16 protein-coding genes are annotated in these 12,967 nt (G+C 71.7%); 9 read left to right on the plus strand and 7 right to left on the minus strand.

Going from position 1 to position 12,967, the window contains the following annotated elements:
- Window positions 1–110 precede the first annotated feature (110 nt).
- Together VK611_24340 and VK611_24345 are read left to right on the plus strand one after the other, a co-directional pair.
- A complete protein-coding gene (locus tag VK611_24340) occupies window positions 111–818 on the plus strand; it encodes a glycerophosphodiester phosphodiesterase (protein HMG44486.1) in 708 nt (235 codons plus the stop codon).
- Window positions 819–855: 37 nt separating this feature from the next.
- Window positions 856–1,260 (plus strand): hypothetical protein, encoded by a 405-nt coding sequence (locus VK611_24345; GenBank protein HMG44487.1) that lies wholly within the window; start codon window positions 856–858, stop codon window positions 1,258–1,260.
- A 21-nt stretch (window positions 1,261–1,281) separates the two neighbouring features.
- Here the strand turns inward: VK611_24345 and VK611_24350 are convergent, their stop codons facing one another.
- The 3 genes from VK611_24350 to VK611_24360 are packed head-to-tail and all read right to left on the minus strand — an operon-like array spanning window position 1,282 to window position 2,773.
- Entirely contained in the window at window positions 1,282–1,599 is a 318-nt protein-coding gene (locus tag VK611_24350) for a type II toxin-antitoxin system PemK/MazF family toxin (GenBank protein HMG44488.1), read from the minus strand.
- Entirely contained in the window at window positions 1,586–1,825 is a 240-nt protein-coding gene (locus VK611_24355; GenBank protein ID HMG44489.1) for a ribbon-helix-helix protein, CopG family, read from the minus strand. The genes VK611_24350 and VK611_24355 overlap by 14 nt, the downstream gene beginning before the upstream one ends.
- Before the next feature lie 12 nt (window positions 1,826–1,837).
- A complete protein-coding gene (locus VK611_24360) occupies window positions 1,838–2,773 on the minus strand; it encodes a diacylglycerol kinase family protein (protein HMG44490.1) in 936 nt (311 codons plus the stop codon).
- A 198-nt stretch (window positions 2,774–2,971) separates the two neighbouring features.
- On the opposite strand from VK611_24360, the gene VK611_24365 reads away from it, so the two are divergent.
- From VK611_24365 to VK611_24375, 3 genes are read left to right on the plus strand one after another with little or no spacing between them, the layout of a single operon-like run.
- Window positions 2,972–3,748, plus strand: coding sequence for an electron transfer flavoprotein subunit beta/FixA family protein (locus VK611_24365; GenBank protein ID HMG44491.1), 777 nt, complete (start codon window positions 2,972–2,974; stop codon window positions 3,746–3,748).
- Between the two features lie 20 nt (window positions 3,749–3,768).
- Window positions 3,769–4,728 carry an electron transfer flavoprotein subunit alpha/FixB family protein gene (locus VK611_24370; protein ID HMG44492.1) on the plus strand — a complete coding sequence of 320 codons (960 nt, stop codon included), beginning with the start codon at window positions 3,769–3,771 and terminating at the stop codon, window positions 4,726–4,728.
- A gap of 47 nt (window positions 4,729–4,775) precedes the next feature.
- The gene (locus VK611_24375; protein HMG44493.1) at window positions 4,776–5,507 is read left to right on the plus strand and encodes a GrpB family protein; all 732 of its coding nucleotides are present in this window, start codon (window positions 4,776–4,778) and stop codon (window positions 5,505–5,507) included.
- Here VK611_24375 and VK611_24380 read toward each other — a convergent pair.
- Window positions 5,504–6,358, minus strand: a complete 855-nt coding sequence (locus VK611_24380; protein HMG44494.1) for a neutral zinc metallopeptidase — start codon at window positions 6,356–6,358, stop codon at window positions 5,504–5,506. The two genes, VK611_24375 and VK611_24380, sit on opposite strands and share 4 nt — an antisense overlap.
- A gap of 76 nt (window positions 6,359–6,434) precedes the next feature.
- On the opposite strand from VK611_24380, the gene VK611_24385 reads away from it, so the two are divergent.
- Both VK611_24385 and VK611_24390 read left to right on the plus strand, forming a co-directional pair.
- A complete protein-coding gene (locus tag VK611_24385) occupies window positions 6,435–7,784 on the plus strand; it encodes a D-arabinono-1,4-lactone oxidase (protein ID HMG44495.1) in 1,350 nt (449 codons plus the stop codon).
- A gap of 1 nt (window position 7,785) precedes the next feature.
- On the plus strand, window positions 7,786–8,721 hold the full coding sequence (locus tag VK611_24390) for an EAL domain-containing protein (GenBank protein ID HMG44496.1): 936 nt from the start codon (window positions 7,786–7,788) through the stop codon (window positions 8,719–8,721).
- A 76-nt stretch (window positions 8,722–8,797) separates the two neighbouring features.
- Here the strand turns inward: VK611_24390 and VK611_24395 are convergent, their stop codons facing one another.
- The 3 genes from VK611_24395 to VK611_24405 are packed head-to-tail and all read right to left on the minus strand — an operon-like array spanning window position 8,798 to window position 10,709.
- Window positions 8,798–9,547 (minus strand): SCO1664 family protein, encoded by a 750-nt coding sequence (locus VK611_24395; GenBank protein ID HMG44497.1) that lies wholly within the window; start codon window positions 9,545–9,547, stop codon window positions 8,798–8,800.
- Window positions 9,529–10,005: a DUF3090 family protein gene (locus VK611_24400; protein ID HMG44498.1), complete on the minus strand. Its 477-nt coding sequence runs from the start codon at window positions 10,003–10,005 to the stop codon at window positions 9,529–9,531. The genes VK611_24395 and VK611_24400 overlap by 19 nt, the downstream gene beginning before the upstream one ends.
- A 32-nt stretch (window positions 10,006–10,037) precedes the next feature.
- The gene (locus VK611_24405; protein ID HMG44499.1) at window positions 10,038–10,709 is read right to left on the minus strand and encodes an MSMEG_4193 family putative phosphomutase; all 672 of its coding nucleotides are present in this window, start codon (window positions 10,707–10,709) and stop codon (window positions 10,038–10,040) included.
- A 27-nt stretch (window positions 10,710–10,736) separates the two neighbouring features.
- Here VK611_24405 and VK611_24410 point away from each other — a divergent pair, with 27 nt between their 5' ends.
- Together VK611_24410 and VK611_24415 are read left to right on the plus strand one after the other, a co-directional pair.
- Window positions 10,737–11,417 (plus strand): uracil-DNA glycosylase, encoded by a 681-nt coding sequence (locus VK611_24410; GenBank protein HMG44500.1) that lies wholly within the window; start codon window positions 10,737–10,739, stop codon window positions 11,415–11,417.
- Between the two features lie 62 nt (window positions 11,418–11,479).
- Window positions 11,480–12,967: Hsp70 family protein (locus tag VK611_24415; GenBank protein ID HMG44501.1), on the plus strand; the 1,488-nt coding region annotated here is incomplete at its 3' end.

Raw genomic sequence — 12,967 nt, forward strand, 5'->3', positions numbered from 1 at the left:
TTCACATGCCACCGCTGTTGCGTTAAGTGCGTGTGGCTGCGACCGGGTCAGAGTAACGGTCGGATGGGTACTTTCGCAAGCACTTTTTTCCACATCGAAACGAGAAGTTCATGACGCTGGTAATCGGGCACAAGGGCGCTCCAGGGCTTGCGGCGGAGAACCGGGTGCCGTCGTTCGCGGCTGCGCACCAGGTCGGTGCGCAGGGTGTCGAGCTGGACGTCCGCCGTGTCGGCGACGGCCATCTGGCCGTGTGGCACGACCCCGTCCTGCCCGACGGCCGCGTCCTGCTGGACACATCATGGCCCGAGATCGCGGGCGCCGTGGACGATCTGGGCGCAGTTCTCGACGCCTGCGCCGGATTCGATCTGGTGAACGTCGAGATCAAGAACTGGCTCTACGACAGCGACTTCGACGAGTCGCTGGGCATCGCCGACGCGGTGGCGGGGTTGCTGGCGACCCGACCGTCGGTGGAGCGGGCGGCGTACGTGGTGTCGTGCTTCCACCAGCCGACGATCGACCGGGCCCGCAAGGCGCTCGACGGCGCCGCGCCCGAGGTCGCCGTGGGCTGGCTGCTGTGGAACGTGGACGACGCGGCCGACACCGTGGCCCAGGCGTTGGCCGGCGGCTACGGCGCCCTCCACCCGCACCACACTGCCGTCACCTCGGACCTGGTGGCTCGGGCCCACGACGCCGGCATCCGGGTCAACTGCTGGACGAGCAACGACCCCGACCGCATCCGCTGGCTGGCCGACGTCGGCGTCGACGGGATCATCACCGACGAGCCCGCTCTGGCCCTCGAGGTGCTGGAGCGCGGCTAGACAACGGTGTGTGAGTCGTCGAGCGCTATGCGTGGTCGTGGGTCTGCTCCTGTTGGCGGCGTGCGGTGACGACGAGCCCCGTTCGTCGGGCCCCGAGTCGACCGCGACCACCACGACGACGGCAGCCGCTGCGACCACCGAGACGTCCGACCCCGACACCGTCACCGCGGTGCTGGCCAGCCGGCTGCGGGGCGAGTACCCCGGCATCCACGACACCCGGATGACGGTCGACGACGACGAGCTGCGGCTCGAGTTCGACGTGGGCGACGAGGAGACGCCCGGCGACGCCCGGGCCTTCGGCGTGCTCGCCGCTCAGGAGCTCCAGACCTTCGCCCCCGACACCCTCGACGGCATCACCGACGTCACCGTCACCCTCCTCGCCCCCTCGGGCCCCACCAGCGACACGTTCCTCCTCTTCGGCGGCCTCCTCCCCATCGGTTAGGCCCTGCCGTTCCCCGCCGGCTCACCTCAGGTCGAGCACGGTGGCGAGCGCGTCGTCGATGCCCCACATCTCCTCGGGCGCCAGGTGCCCGGCGAGCTCGCCGAGGCGGCTGGCATCAACGGCACCCACCTGCTCGACGAGCACGCGGGTGGTATCGCCGGCGACCTCGATCTCGGGCCGGAATGACGCTGTCCTGGCGCTACGGGATGTGGGCGCCACGATCACGACCGAGCGTGGGAGGAAGGCATCGGCCTGGACCACCACGCCGTAGCGATCGCCCTGCTGTTCATGGCCGATGCGTCGGGGAACCTGGAGTCGGTAGACGTCACCCCGGAGCACGCAGCGACTCCATCAGCGAAGCCACCGTCAGCATCTCGTCACGGTCGGCCTCGTCTGCTTCGAGAGCAGCCACCTCGGCGGTCAACTCGTCTCGGCGGCGCAGACGATCAGCGGCCGTGATCAGGGCCCGACGGATCGCTTCGGAACGCGAGAGCCCGGTGGCCTCGAGCCTTTCGAGCGCACGCTCGGATTCGTCGTCCAACCGCACCGAGATCGCCTGAACCATGACTCGATCGTATCACGAATCGTGATACAGATCAGTCGGCAGGACGAGGGCGAGGGCGTTGGGGGTGTGGCGGAAGGTGAAGTTCTCGGACTCGCCGAGGTAGTCGCCGTCGACCTGGTAGGGGACCGGGCCGTAGCCGCGGATGGTGAGGCCGGGCACGTCGACGCGGTAGTCGACCCAGCGGCTGCGGCGCAGGAGCTTCCCGTTGCCGAGGGCGGAGCCGATGATGCGCAGGGTGCGGGCGAAGCGCATCGTGCGGAGGGTGACGGCGGCCAGGCCGTCGTCGAGGGTCAGCTCGGGTGCCAGGTCGAGCGGGATGTTGCCCAGGTACGTGTAGGGGCTCGTGTTCATCACGATGGTGAAGTAGGCGTCGTCGATGGTCTCGCCGGTGGGGTGCTCGACGGCGAAGCGGGGGCGGCTGCGGTCGTAGTGGCGCAGCCAGGTGGCGAACGCCGCGTAGACGAACAGCGGGTGGCCGGCGTAGCGCTTCAGCTCGGCCCGCTTCTCCACCTGCTCGACCACGGCGGCGTCGAACCCCACGCCGGTGTGGAACAGGAAGTAGCGGCCGTTGACCGACCCGAGCCCGATGCGGCGGATCGACCGGCGGGCCAGAGCATCGAGGAGCTGTCCGGTCGCCTCGATCGGGTCGTTGGGCAGGCCGACGGTGCGGGCGAACACGTTGGTCGACCCACCGGGCAGCGCCGCCAGCGCGCAGTCGGATCCGGCCAACCCGTTGGCGGCCTCGTTGAGGGTGCCGTCGCCGCCGAGGACGACGACCACCTCCGATCCGGCGGCCGCGGCGCCCTGGGCCAGCCGGGTGGCGTGGCCGCGGCGCTTGGTCTCGGCCAGGGTCACGTCGTGGTCGGCCGAGAGGGCCTTGCGGATCACGACCCGGCTGCGGGGAGTGACCGACGACGCCGACGAGTTGACCAGGAACAGGATCTTCACTGAGTCCGGAAGTTAACCGGCCTCGGCGGAGCCGAGACCGCTTCGGGCGGCGGCGGGGTGGTTGGTACGGGTACTGCCTCGCCGGATGGGCGGATGACGGCGTAAGGGGGCAAGTAGTTACCCGCTGGTCACTTACGGCGAGGGTGCCTCGCGAGCTGGATTTGGACACGTCGAGAATCACCGGACACCATGACCGCCATGAACGTGGTCGTGTGCGTGAAGCAGATCCCGGACCCTGCGGAGCCCGGGAAGCTCGAGGCCGACAACACCCTCGACCGGAGCGGCAAGCTCATCCTCGACGAGTCCGACAGCTACGGCGTCGAGATGGCCCTCCAGTTGGTGGACGCGGCAGGCGGCGGCGAGGTCACCCTCGTCTCCATGGCCCCCGGTGGGGAGACCTCGGGTCTGCGCACCGCTCTGGCCATGGGTGCTGCCAAGGCGATCCTGGTGTCGGACGACGCCCTCTCGGGGGCCGGCGCGCTGGACACCGCCAAGGTGCTGGCCGCGGCCATCAAGCGGGCCGAGCCCGAGCTGGTGATCGCCGCCACCGAGTCGAGCGACGGCTACACCGGCACCGTGCCCGAGCAGGTCGCGGCGCTGTTGGGCCTGCCGTCGATCACCTTCGCCAAGAACGTCGAGATCGTGGACGGCACCGTCAAGGTCCAGCGGCAGACCGAGCTGGGTTACGACGAGGTCGAGGCGCCGCTGCCGGCGCTGGTCTCCGTGACCGCCGGCGTGGTCGAGCCCCGCTACCCCTCGTTCAAGGGGATCATGGCGGCGAAGTCGAAGCCGGTCGACCAGCCGACGCTCGCCGACCTCGGCATCGACCCGTCCTCCGTCGGTGCCGCCGGCGCCGGCCAGGAGATCGTCGCCGTCGACGACGCCCCCGCCCGTGAGGCCGGTGAGCTGGTCGAGGACGACGGCGAGGCCTACCAGCGTGTCGTGTCCTTCCTCGAGGACCTCAAGGTCATCTGAGACCCAGGAGCAGAAGAACCATGACTCTCAACCGCATCTGGGTCTTCGCCGAGGCCGCCGACGGCAAGGTCGCACCCATCACCCTCGAGATGCTCGCCAAGGCCCGTGAGCTGGGCGGCACCGTCGAGGCCGTGCACGGCGGCGCTGACGCCGACGCCATCGCCGCCGACCTGGGCGCCCACGGCGCCACCAAGGTGTACGCCACCGGCGACCTGGGCGGCAGCCTGTCGGGCGTGCCGGTCGCCTCGGCCATCGCCGCGCAGGTCTCGGGCGGCAACGCCCCCGACCTGATCATGTTCGGCACCACCTACGACGGCCGCGACGTCGCCGGCCGCCTGTCGGTGGCGCTCGACAAGCCGGTGCTCACCAACAACGTCGACGTGGCGCTCGACGGCGACGCCCTCGTGGTCACCGAGCCGATCTTCGGTGGCACCAAGCTGGTGCGCTCGCGGTTCACGGTCGACGGGCCGCACATCGCCCTGTTCCGGCCCAAGTCGTTCACCGCCGAGGCGTCGGGCGGCGGGGCCGCGGCCGTCGAGACCATCGACGTGCCCGAGCCCGGTTCCGCCAAGGTCACCAACCGCCACGTCGAGGAGTCGTCGGGCCCGAAGCTCGACGAGGCCGACATCGTGGTGTCGGGCGGCCGGGGCCTGGGCGAGGCCGACAAGTACGCCATCATCGAGGAGCTGGCGAGCCTGCTGAAGGCCGCGCCGGGCGCCTCCCGGGCCATCGTCGACGCCGGCTGGGTGCCCTACAGCTACCAGGTCGGCCAGACCGGCAAGGTGGTGAAGCCCACCGTCTACATCGCCGCCGGCATCTCGGGTGCCACGCAGCACCTGGTCGGCATGAAGGGCTCGAAGAACATCATCGCGATCAACAAGGACCCCGAGGCCCCCATCTTCTCGGTGGCCGACCTCGGCATCGTGGGCGACGTCCACAAGGTCCTCCCCAAGCTGGTCGAAGCCCTCAAGTCCCGCTGACGCTCCACGTCGGCGTCGTCGGCCCGGACGGCCCGCTACGAGCGATCGTGGCGGGCCGCCTGCAGTCCCTCGCCGGCGACGAGGCGGCCGTCCGCGAGCTGGCGGCACCATCGTTCGCGCACCTGCTGGTGGGCGTCGGACACGTCGATCCGGCCAGGGTCGACGTCCGCATCGAGCCGGGCGACGTCGACGAGCTGTGGGCGCGGCGGCTGGCACCGTTCGCGGCGAACCTGCGCGCCGGTCGGCGGGCGCCTCGCCGGCGCCAGGCAGTGCTGTCCCCGCCCGACCCGACCTGGCCGGCCCAGGCGGCGCGGCTGATCGCCCGCCTCGTGGCCGTCGTCGGCGACCCGGTGGTCCGGATCGACCACATCGGGTCGACGTCGGTGCCCGGCCTGCCGGCCAAGGACCTCGTCGACATCCAGGTCGTCGTGGCGGACCTCGACATGGGGCGCCGAGTGGCCCGGCGAGCGCCGGAGGCCGGGTTCGTCCACGTCGCCGGAGAGTGGTTCGGCGAGGACCGGAACGGCGACGAGCACCCCGAGGAGGTGCTGGTCGACGCCGACCCGGGGCGACCGGTCAACGTCAACGTCCGGCCGCTGACCGGCCCGGTCTGGCGCGAGGCGCTGCGGTTCCGCGACTGGCTGCGGACGCACCCCGACGAGCGCGACGCCTACGCGGCCATGAAGCAGGCACTCGCCGGGACCACCACCGACGTCGATGCCTACAGCACCGGCAAGATGCCCTGGATCCGGGCCGCGTTGCGGCGGGCCGAGCGCTAGCTGCTGAACGTGTCGCAGTCTTCGCTGCGGCCGGACTGGAAGCCGGCGTCGAACCAGCGTTGGCGTTGGGTGGAGGAGCCGTGGGTCCAGGTCTCGGGGTTGACGGACATGCCGGCCTGGGCCTGGATGCGGTCGTCGCCGACGCCCTGGGCGGCCGCCAGGCCCTCCTCGATGTCGCCGGCCTCCAGATCGCCCCGGGCGTACACGGAGTGGGCCCACACGCCCGCCAGGCAGTCGGCCTGCAGCTCCAGCTTCACCGACCACTCGTTGGCCTCCGCCTGCGAGCCCGCGGACTGCTCCTCCTGGCGCACCTCGTCGCTGATCCCCAGCAGGTTCTGCACGTGGTGGCCGATCTCGTGGGCGATCACGTACGCCTGGGCGAAGTCGCCGGGGGCGCCGAAGCGGCTGCTGAGCTCCCGGAAGAAGTCGAGGTCGATGTACACCTCCTTGTCGGCCGGGCAGTAGAAGGGCCCGACGGCCGAGGTCGCCGGCCCGCAGCCGGTCTGCACCTGGCCCGTGAACATGTTCACGCGGGCGTATTCGTACTGCCGGCCCGACTGCTGGAACTCGTCGTCCCACAGCGCCTGCACGTCCTCGGTGAGGAACGTGACGAACTCCGACTCCTCGGTCGGCGGCGCGGCGGTGCCGCTCGGCTCTGCGGCCGGCACGGCGCCCCCGAGCTGGCCGAGGACGTCACCGACGTTGCCGCCTCCTCCGCCGCCGAGCACGTTGAGCAGCAGGACGACGAGCCCGATGAGCCCACCGCCCGCCGCCGCGCCCATCCCCAGCCGGCCGCCGGACATGCCACGCATGTCGTCGACGTGATCGCTCTGCGTACGCTTCCACTTCACCGGATAGTGATACCCGATGCCGCTCTCGAGCGACGACCTGTGAGCGCCGACGAAATTCGTCATACGATGACCGCCCATGCGCACTGGGACGCGCGGGAGTTGGACGAACTGGGGCGGGAACCAGGCCTGCGCCCCTGTCGCGTCCGCCCGTCCCTCGACCGAGGACGAGCTGGTCCAGACGGTGAAGGACGCGGCCACCCTGGATCGGCGCGTGAAGGTGGTCGGTGCCGGCCACTCGTTCACCGCGATCGCCTGCACGGACGGCGTCATGGTCGATCTCTCCGACTACGGCCGGGTCCTGGGCCACGACGCCGAGCGCCGGACGGTCACCGTCGAAGCCGGCATCCCGCTGCACCGCCTGAGCCGGGAGCTCGACGCCCGGGGCCTCGCTCTGCAGAACATGGGCGACATCGACCGCCAGACGATCGCCGGCGCCACCCAGACGGCCACGCACGGCACCGGGCTGCGCTTCGGGAACCTGTCGTCGCAGATCGTCGGGCTGCGGCTCGTCACCGCCGACGGATCGGTGATCGACTGCTCACCCACCCACGAGGCCGAGGTCTTCGACTCCGCCCGCGTCGGGCTCGGGGCGCTCGGCGTGCTGTCCACCGTCACGCTGCAGTGCGAGCCGGCGTTCCGGTTGCACGCCGTGGAGGAGCCCCGCCGGGTCGACGAGGTGCTCGCCGAGCTCGACGAGCTGGTGGAGGGCAACGACCACTTCGAGTTCTTCTGGGTCCCCCACACCGGCTGGGCGCTCACCAAGCGCAACCAGCGCACCGACGAGCCGGCGCAACCCCGGTCACGTCGCAAGGAGTGGATCGACGACGTGCTCGTCACCAACGTGCTGTTCGGCGCCGCCTGCCGGGTGGGACGCTGGCGGCCGTCGCTGGTGCCGCGGGTCGCCAAGCTCGTCCCGAGCAGCGGTCGCGTCGAGTACACCGACCGCTCCGACAAGGTCTTCACCAGCCCCCGGTACGTGCACTTCCTGGAGATGGAGTACGCCATCCCGCGGGAGGCCGTCCCCGAGGCCCTCAACCGGGTCCGTGCCCTGGTCGACCAGCTCGGCATGCAGCTGAGCTTCCCCGTCGAGGTGCGCATGACGGCCGGTGACGAGATCCCGCTCTCGACGGCGCACGGCCGCGAGACTGGCTACGTAGCCGTGCACGTCTACAGAGGTACGCCATTCGACGCTTATTTCACGGGCGTCGAGGGAATCATGGACACCTACGGCGGGCGGCCGCATTGGGGAAAGATGCACTTCCAAAGTCACGAAACGCTGGCCCCGCGCTATCCCGCTTGGGATCGCTTCCAGACGGTGCGCGCCCGGCTCGATCCCACCGGACGCTTCGCCAACCCGTACCTCGACCGTGTGCTCGGCCCAGCCGCCAGTGCCGCCACCGGTCCGGCCTCAGCAGGAGTTGCTTGACGTGGCTGCTCTCATCGTGCACGGTGCGGACGGCGGCAGTCCTCCGTCTGGGAGCCTCATGAACGGCGAACGCACCGTCCGCAAGCTCGGGACCGAGCTGTGGACGGCGATCGGTGGCGGCGACATCGATGTCTGCTACCAGCCCAAGGTCGAGATGGCCACGGGCATAGTCCGTGGTGCGGAGGCGCTCGTGCGCTGGTACCACCCGCGCCTGGGACGGGTGCGGCCGTCGAAGCTCGTGCAGGTGGCCGAGCGCACCGGGGCCATCCGGCCGCTGACCATGTGGGTGATGCAGCACGCCCTGGCCGAGTGCAAGGGCTGGCGTGACCACGGCTGGGACCTGGGCGTCGCCGTGAACCTCTCGGCGCGGAACCTGGTCGACCGGCGCCTGGCCACCGACGTGGCCCGGCTGCTCGACGAGCTGGGCGTGCCCGCCGCGTCGCTCACCCTGGAGATCACCGAGACGATGGTGGTCGGCGAGTCGCAGCGGTCGCTCGACGTGGTGCAGTCGCTGGTGGAGCTGGGCGTGAAGATCTCCTGCGACGACTTCGGCACCGGCTACGCGTCGCTGGCCCGGCTGCGGCGGCTGCCGATCAACGAGATCAAGGTCGACCGGTCGTTCGTCGCCCGCATGGCCGACGACGACACGGACCGGGCCATCACCCGCTCGGTGCTGGCGCTGGGCCGGGGCCTGGGGCTGACCACGGTCGCCGAGGGCGTCGAGGACCAGGGCGGCTGGGACATCCTGCGGGCCTTCGGATGTGACCAGGCGCAGGGCTTCCTCGTGAGCCGGCCGCTCGCCGCGTCACGGTTCCGGGAGTGGATGACCCGCCAGCCGGCGTCGGCCCGCCCGGCGTTCTCGTCGTCGAGCCCACTGACCGCCCGCTCGATCGGGGCCGCCCAGGCGTCCCCGCTGCAGACCAGCGGCCAGAGTTAGCGCCCGTCCATCCCGAAATTGCGTTCGTCTGCCCGCTCCATGCGGGTTTTCGAACGCAATTTGCTGCGGGGTGGGGTCAGACGAGGGGCCAGGGGTAGGCGCGGCCGCTGCCGTCGATCGGGAAGCGGCTGCGGTCGTCGGCCACGTGGCGGGCACGGCGCAGGAGGGCATCCCGCTCGTCGGGGTCGAGGAGGGCGCACAGGTCGTCGGGGAGGCCCTGGTCGACCAGCCGGGCGGCGTCGGCCCGGAGGTGGTCGGGGATCGCCTCGCCGCCGAACTCCCAGATCACCGTGCGTAGCTTCGGCTCGACGTGGAACGACAGGGCGTTGTCGACCGCCCAGATACGCCCGCCCTCCAGGGCCAGCAGGCAGTGGCCGCTCTTGCGGTCGGTCTGGTTGGCGAGCAGGTCGAAGCAGCAGATCGTGCGCAGCTGCGGGTGGTGGGCGTCGTCCTCGTAGAGGCTGAAGTAGTGCTCCTCGGTCTGGAAGGGCACGAAGCGCTGCAGCGAGCCGACGCCGTAGGGCAGGTCGTCGCGCAGCACGGTCTCCGGGACGATGCCCCAGCCCAGCGCCTCCGACAGCTGGTAGGCCGCGACCTCGCGCTTGTCGAGGCCGGCGGGGAAGTCCCACAGCGGCCGCTCGCCCCGGCGGGGCTTGTAGACCGCCTGGATCGACCCGCCCTCGCCGCCGCCGCCCTCGCGCTCGGCGCTCTCGCTGTCGCCCCCACCGCACACCTGAGCGAGCAGCGTCGCGTTCGATCCCCACGGCATCCGCCCCAGCACCTCGACCTGCCCCCGGCGGAGGAGATTCAGTTCATCCGTGGGCACACGTGTCCCTCGTCGCCCGCGGGGCGGCCGCAGAACTGGCAGTCGGGGCGTCCCCTGCCGACGAGCTCGAGCGCGTAGTCGGCGAACGCCGCGGCCTGGGCGCAGCTGAACGAGAAGCGGGCCGTGGCGGGCTTGTCCTCGTCGGTCAGCTCCTCGAGGACGACCACGATGCGGTCCTCGGGCTCGTCGTAGGCGACGCCGATGGCGCCGATCGTCCACTTGAAGGGAAGGGCCGCCAGGTCGCCGTGGCCGTCGGCCGGCTTCACGTCGGGGGTGAGGTCGTCGAGCAGCGCCCGCAGGTACTCGCCCAGCGCTGCGACCTGCTGCTTCTCGCACTTCAGGAAGGCCAGCTCACCGCCCGAACCGCCCACCAGGAAGAAGACCCGCTGGCCGGGGTCGCCCTCGGCTCCCGGCCAGAACACCTCGGCTTCGGGGAACTCGAAGGAATCGTCGCTCATGTGGGTCTCGGTCGGTTCGTCGGTGTCGTCGGCTACTGCGGGATCAGAGCGCGGGAGTCGTCGGTGGAGTTGACCGTGAGCACGGTAGGGCCGTCGTCGCCCAGCGCCACGGCGGTCAACGAGCATGGTGACACGACGATGCGCTGGAAGAGGTCGAGGTGGGTGCCCAGGGCATGGGCCACGGCGACGCGGATCGGGTCGGCGTGCGACACCGCCACCACGACCTCGCCCGGGTGGTCGGCCCGCAGCTTCTCGAGCGTGGCGACCATGCGGGCCTGCATCTCCAGGAACGACTCGCCGCCGGGGAAGCGGAAGGAGCTCGGGTAGCGCTGGATGGTCCGCCACTCGGGCTTCTTGCGGGCGGCGGCGAGGGTCAGCCCGGTCCACTCGCCCATGTCGACCTCCAGGAGGCCCTGCTCGATCTTCACCTCGACGTCGAGCCCGTCGGCGATCGGCGCGGCCGTCTCCCGGGTGCGCTCCAGCGGCGAGGCGTAGACGGCCGTGACCTTGCGCTTGTCGTCCTGCAGCGCGGCGATGCGGGCGGCCGCGGCCTTGGCCTGCTGCTGGCCGGCGTCGGAGAGGTGGAGGCCCGACGCCCGACCCGGCAGCTCCTTGCCCGTCGTGGCGGTCGTCCCGTGGCGGACGAGCACGACCAACGTCGGTGGCGTGGCGCGTCGTCGCGCCCCAGTCCGGGACAGTGCCATCGGTCGGCCAACCTATCGTCAGCGCCTGTGGACTCACTCGCCGAACTCGCAGATGACGTGGTCGGGTGCCGCGCCTGTCCCCGGTTGGTGGCGTGGCGGGAGCAGGTGGGTCGGGAGAAGCGGGCGGCGTTCCGTGACGACGACTACTGGGCGCGGCCGGTGCCGGGCTTCGGCGACCCCGCGGCCCGGGTGGCGCTCGTCGGGCTGGCGCCGGCCGCGCACGGGGCCAACCGCACCGGGCGGATGTTCACCGGCGACCGTTCCGGCGAGTTCCTCTACGCCGCCCTGTGGCGCACGGGGTTCGCCAACCAGCCGACGTCGGTGGCGCGGGACGACGGGCTGGCGCTGACGGGGGCCTGGATCACCGCCCCGGTGCGGTGCGCGCCGCCGGCGAACAAACCGACGCCGGCGGAGCGCGATCAGTGCCGGCCGTTCCTCGACCGGGAGCTGGCGCTGCTGCCATCGCTGCGGGTCTTCGTTCCGCTGGGGCAGTTCGGCTTCCAGGTGCTGTGCGACCTGCTGGGCGTCCGACTCCGTCCCCGGTTCGGCCACGGGGTGGTGGTTCCGCTGGCCGACGGGCGCCACATCGTCGCCAGCTTCCACGTCAGCCAGCAGAACACGTTCACCGGTCGGCTGACCGAGCCGATGCTCGACGAGGTGCTGCTGCGGGCCCGATCCCTGGCTGCCTTACCCCCGGTGGAGTCGTAGTACGGTCGCCCCTCTGGCGCGACCCCACGCGGCTACCTTCGCGCGGGCTCTAGGGAGCGGGAATGGCCTACTACCTCGGGATCGACCTCGGCACCACCTACACCGCGGCAGCGATCGAGCGCGACGGCTTGGTCGAGGCGCTGACGCTGGGCAACCGCACCGCGTCCGTACCCTCCGTGGTGTTCCTGCGTGACGACGGCGAGATCCTGGTGGGCGAGGCCGCCACCCGGCGGGCCATGTCGGAGCCGGGGCGGGTCGGCCGGGAGTTCAAGCGACGGGTTGGCGACCCCACGCCGATCATCCTCGGGGGCACGCCCTACGCCGCCGAGATGCTGATGGCCCGGGTGCTGCGCTGGTCGCTCGACCGGGTGCAGGAGCAGCAGGGCGGGGCACCCCAGGCGCTGGCGCTCACCCACCCGGCCAACTGGGGGCGCTACAAACTCGACCTGCTGGGGCAGGCGGTGCGACAGGTCGACGTCGACGTCGCCATGGTGCTGCCCGAGCCCGTCGCCGCCGCCACCTTCTACGCCTCGCAGCGGCGTCTCGACCCGGGCGCCGTCGTCGCCGTGTACGACCTGGGCGGCGGCACCTTCGACGCCGCCATGGTGCGCCGCCGGGCGTCGGCCGACGGGTTCGACCTGATCGGCTCGCCCGAGGGCATCGAGCGGCTGGGCGGTATCGACTTCGACGAGGCCGTGTTCGCCCACGTCCGTGGTGCGCTGGGTGATGCCCTGGAGCGGCTGGACGTCGAGGAGCCGGCGTCGCTCTCCGCGATGTCCCGGCTGCGGCAGGAGTGCATCGACGCCAAGGAGGCGCTGTCGAGCGACACCGACGTGTCGATCCCGGTGCTGCTGCCGTCGTTGCAGACCGAGGTGCGGCTCACCCGGTCGGAGTTCGAGGACATGATCCGGCCGGCGATCAACGAGACGATCGTGGCGCTGCGGCGGTCGATCCGCTCGTCGGGCGTGACGGACGAGGACATCAGCGCGGTGCTGCTGGTGGGCGGGTCGTCGCGCATCCCGCTGGTGGCGCAGATGGTGGCGGCCGAGCTGGGTCGCCCGATCGCCATCGACGCCCACCCCAAGGACGCCATCTCGTTCGGGGCCGCGATCGCCGTGGCGGCGCAGCGGGGGCAGGCGACGCCGGAGACGGTGACGACGGTCCTGCCCGACCAGCGCCCGCCGCCGCCGACGATGGCCACCGGCACCGCCCGTCCGGCACCCCCGACCCCGGGTGTCGTCCGCCCGTCGCCTCCGGTGGGGGCGCGCCCGCCTGCCGCCGCGGCGGCTGGTGCCGCCGGGGCGGCGGCTCGCCCGGCCCCTCCGGGTCAGGTCAATCCCGACCCCCGTCCCGCCCCACCGGTCCGCCCCGCCGCGACGACCCCCGCTCCGGCGGCGGCCCAGGCCGGCCAGGGCGCCTACGGGACCCCGGCCCGCACCGGTCAGCCGACCCAGGCCAGTGCCCCGGGGACGCCGGGTCAGCCCGCTCAGCCGACCCAGGGCGGTGCTCCGGGGTCGCAGGGTCAACCCGGTCAGCCCGGTCAGCCCGGC

The organism is Acidimicrobiales bacterium (assembly GCA_035316325.1).
In the GTDB taxonomy this organism is placed as follows: Bacteria; Actinomycetota; Acidimicrobiia; order Acidimicrobiales; family VFJN01; genus DASXTK01.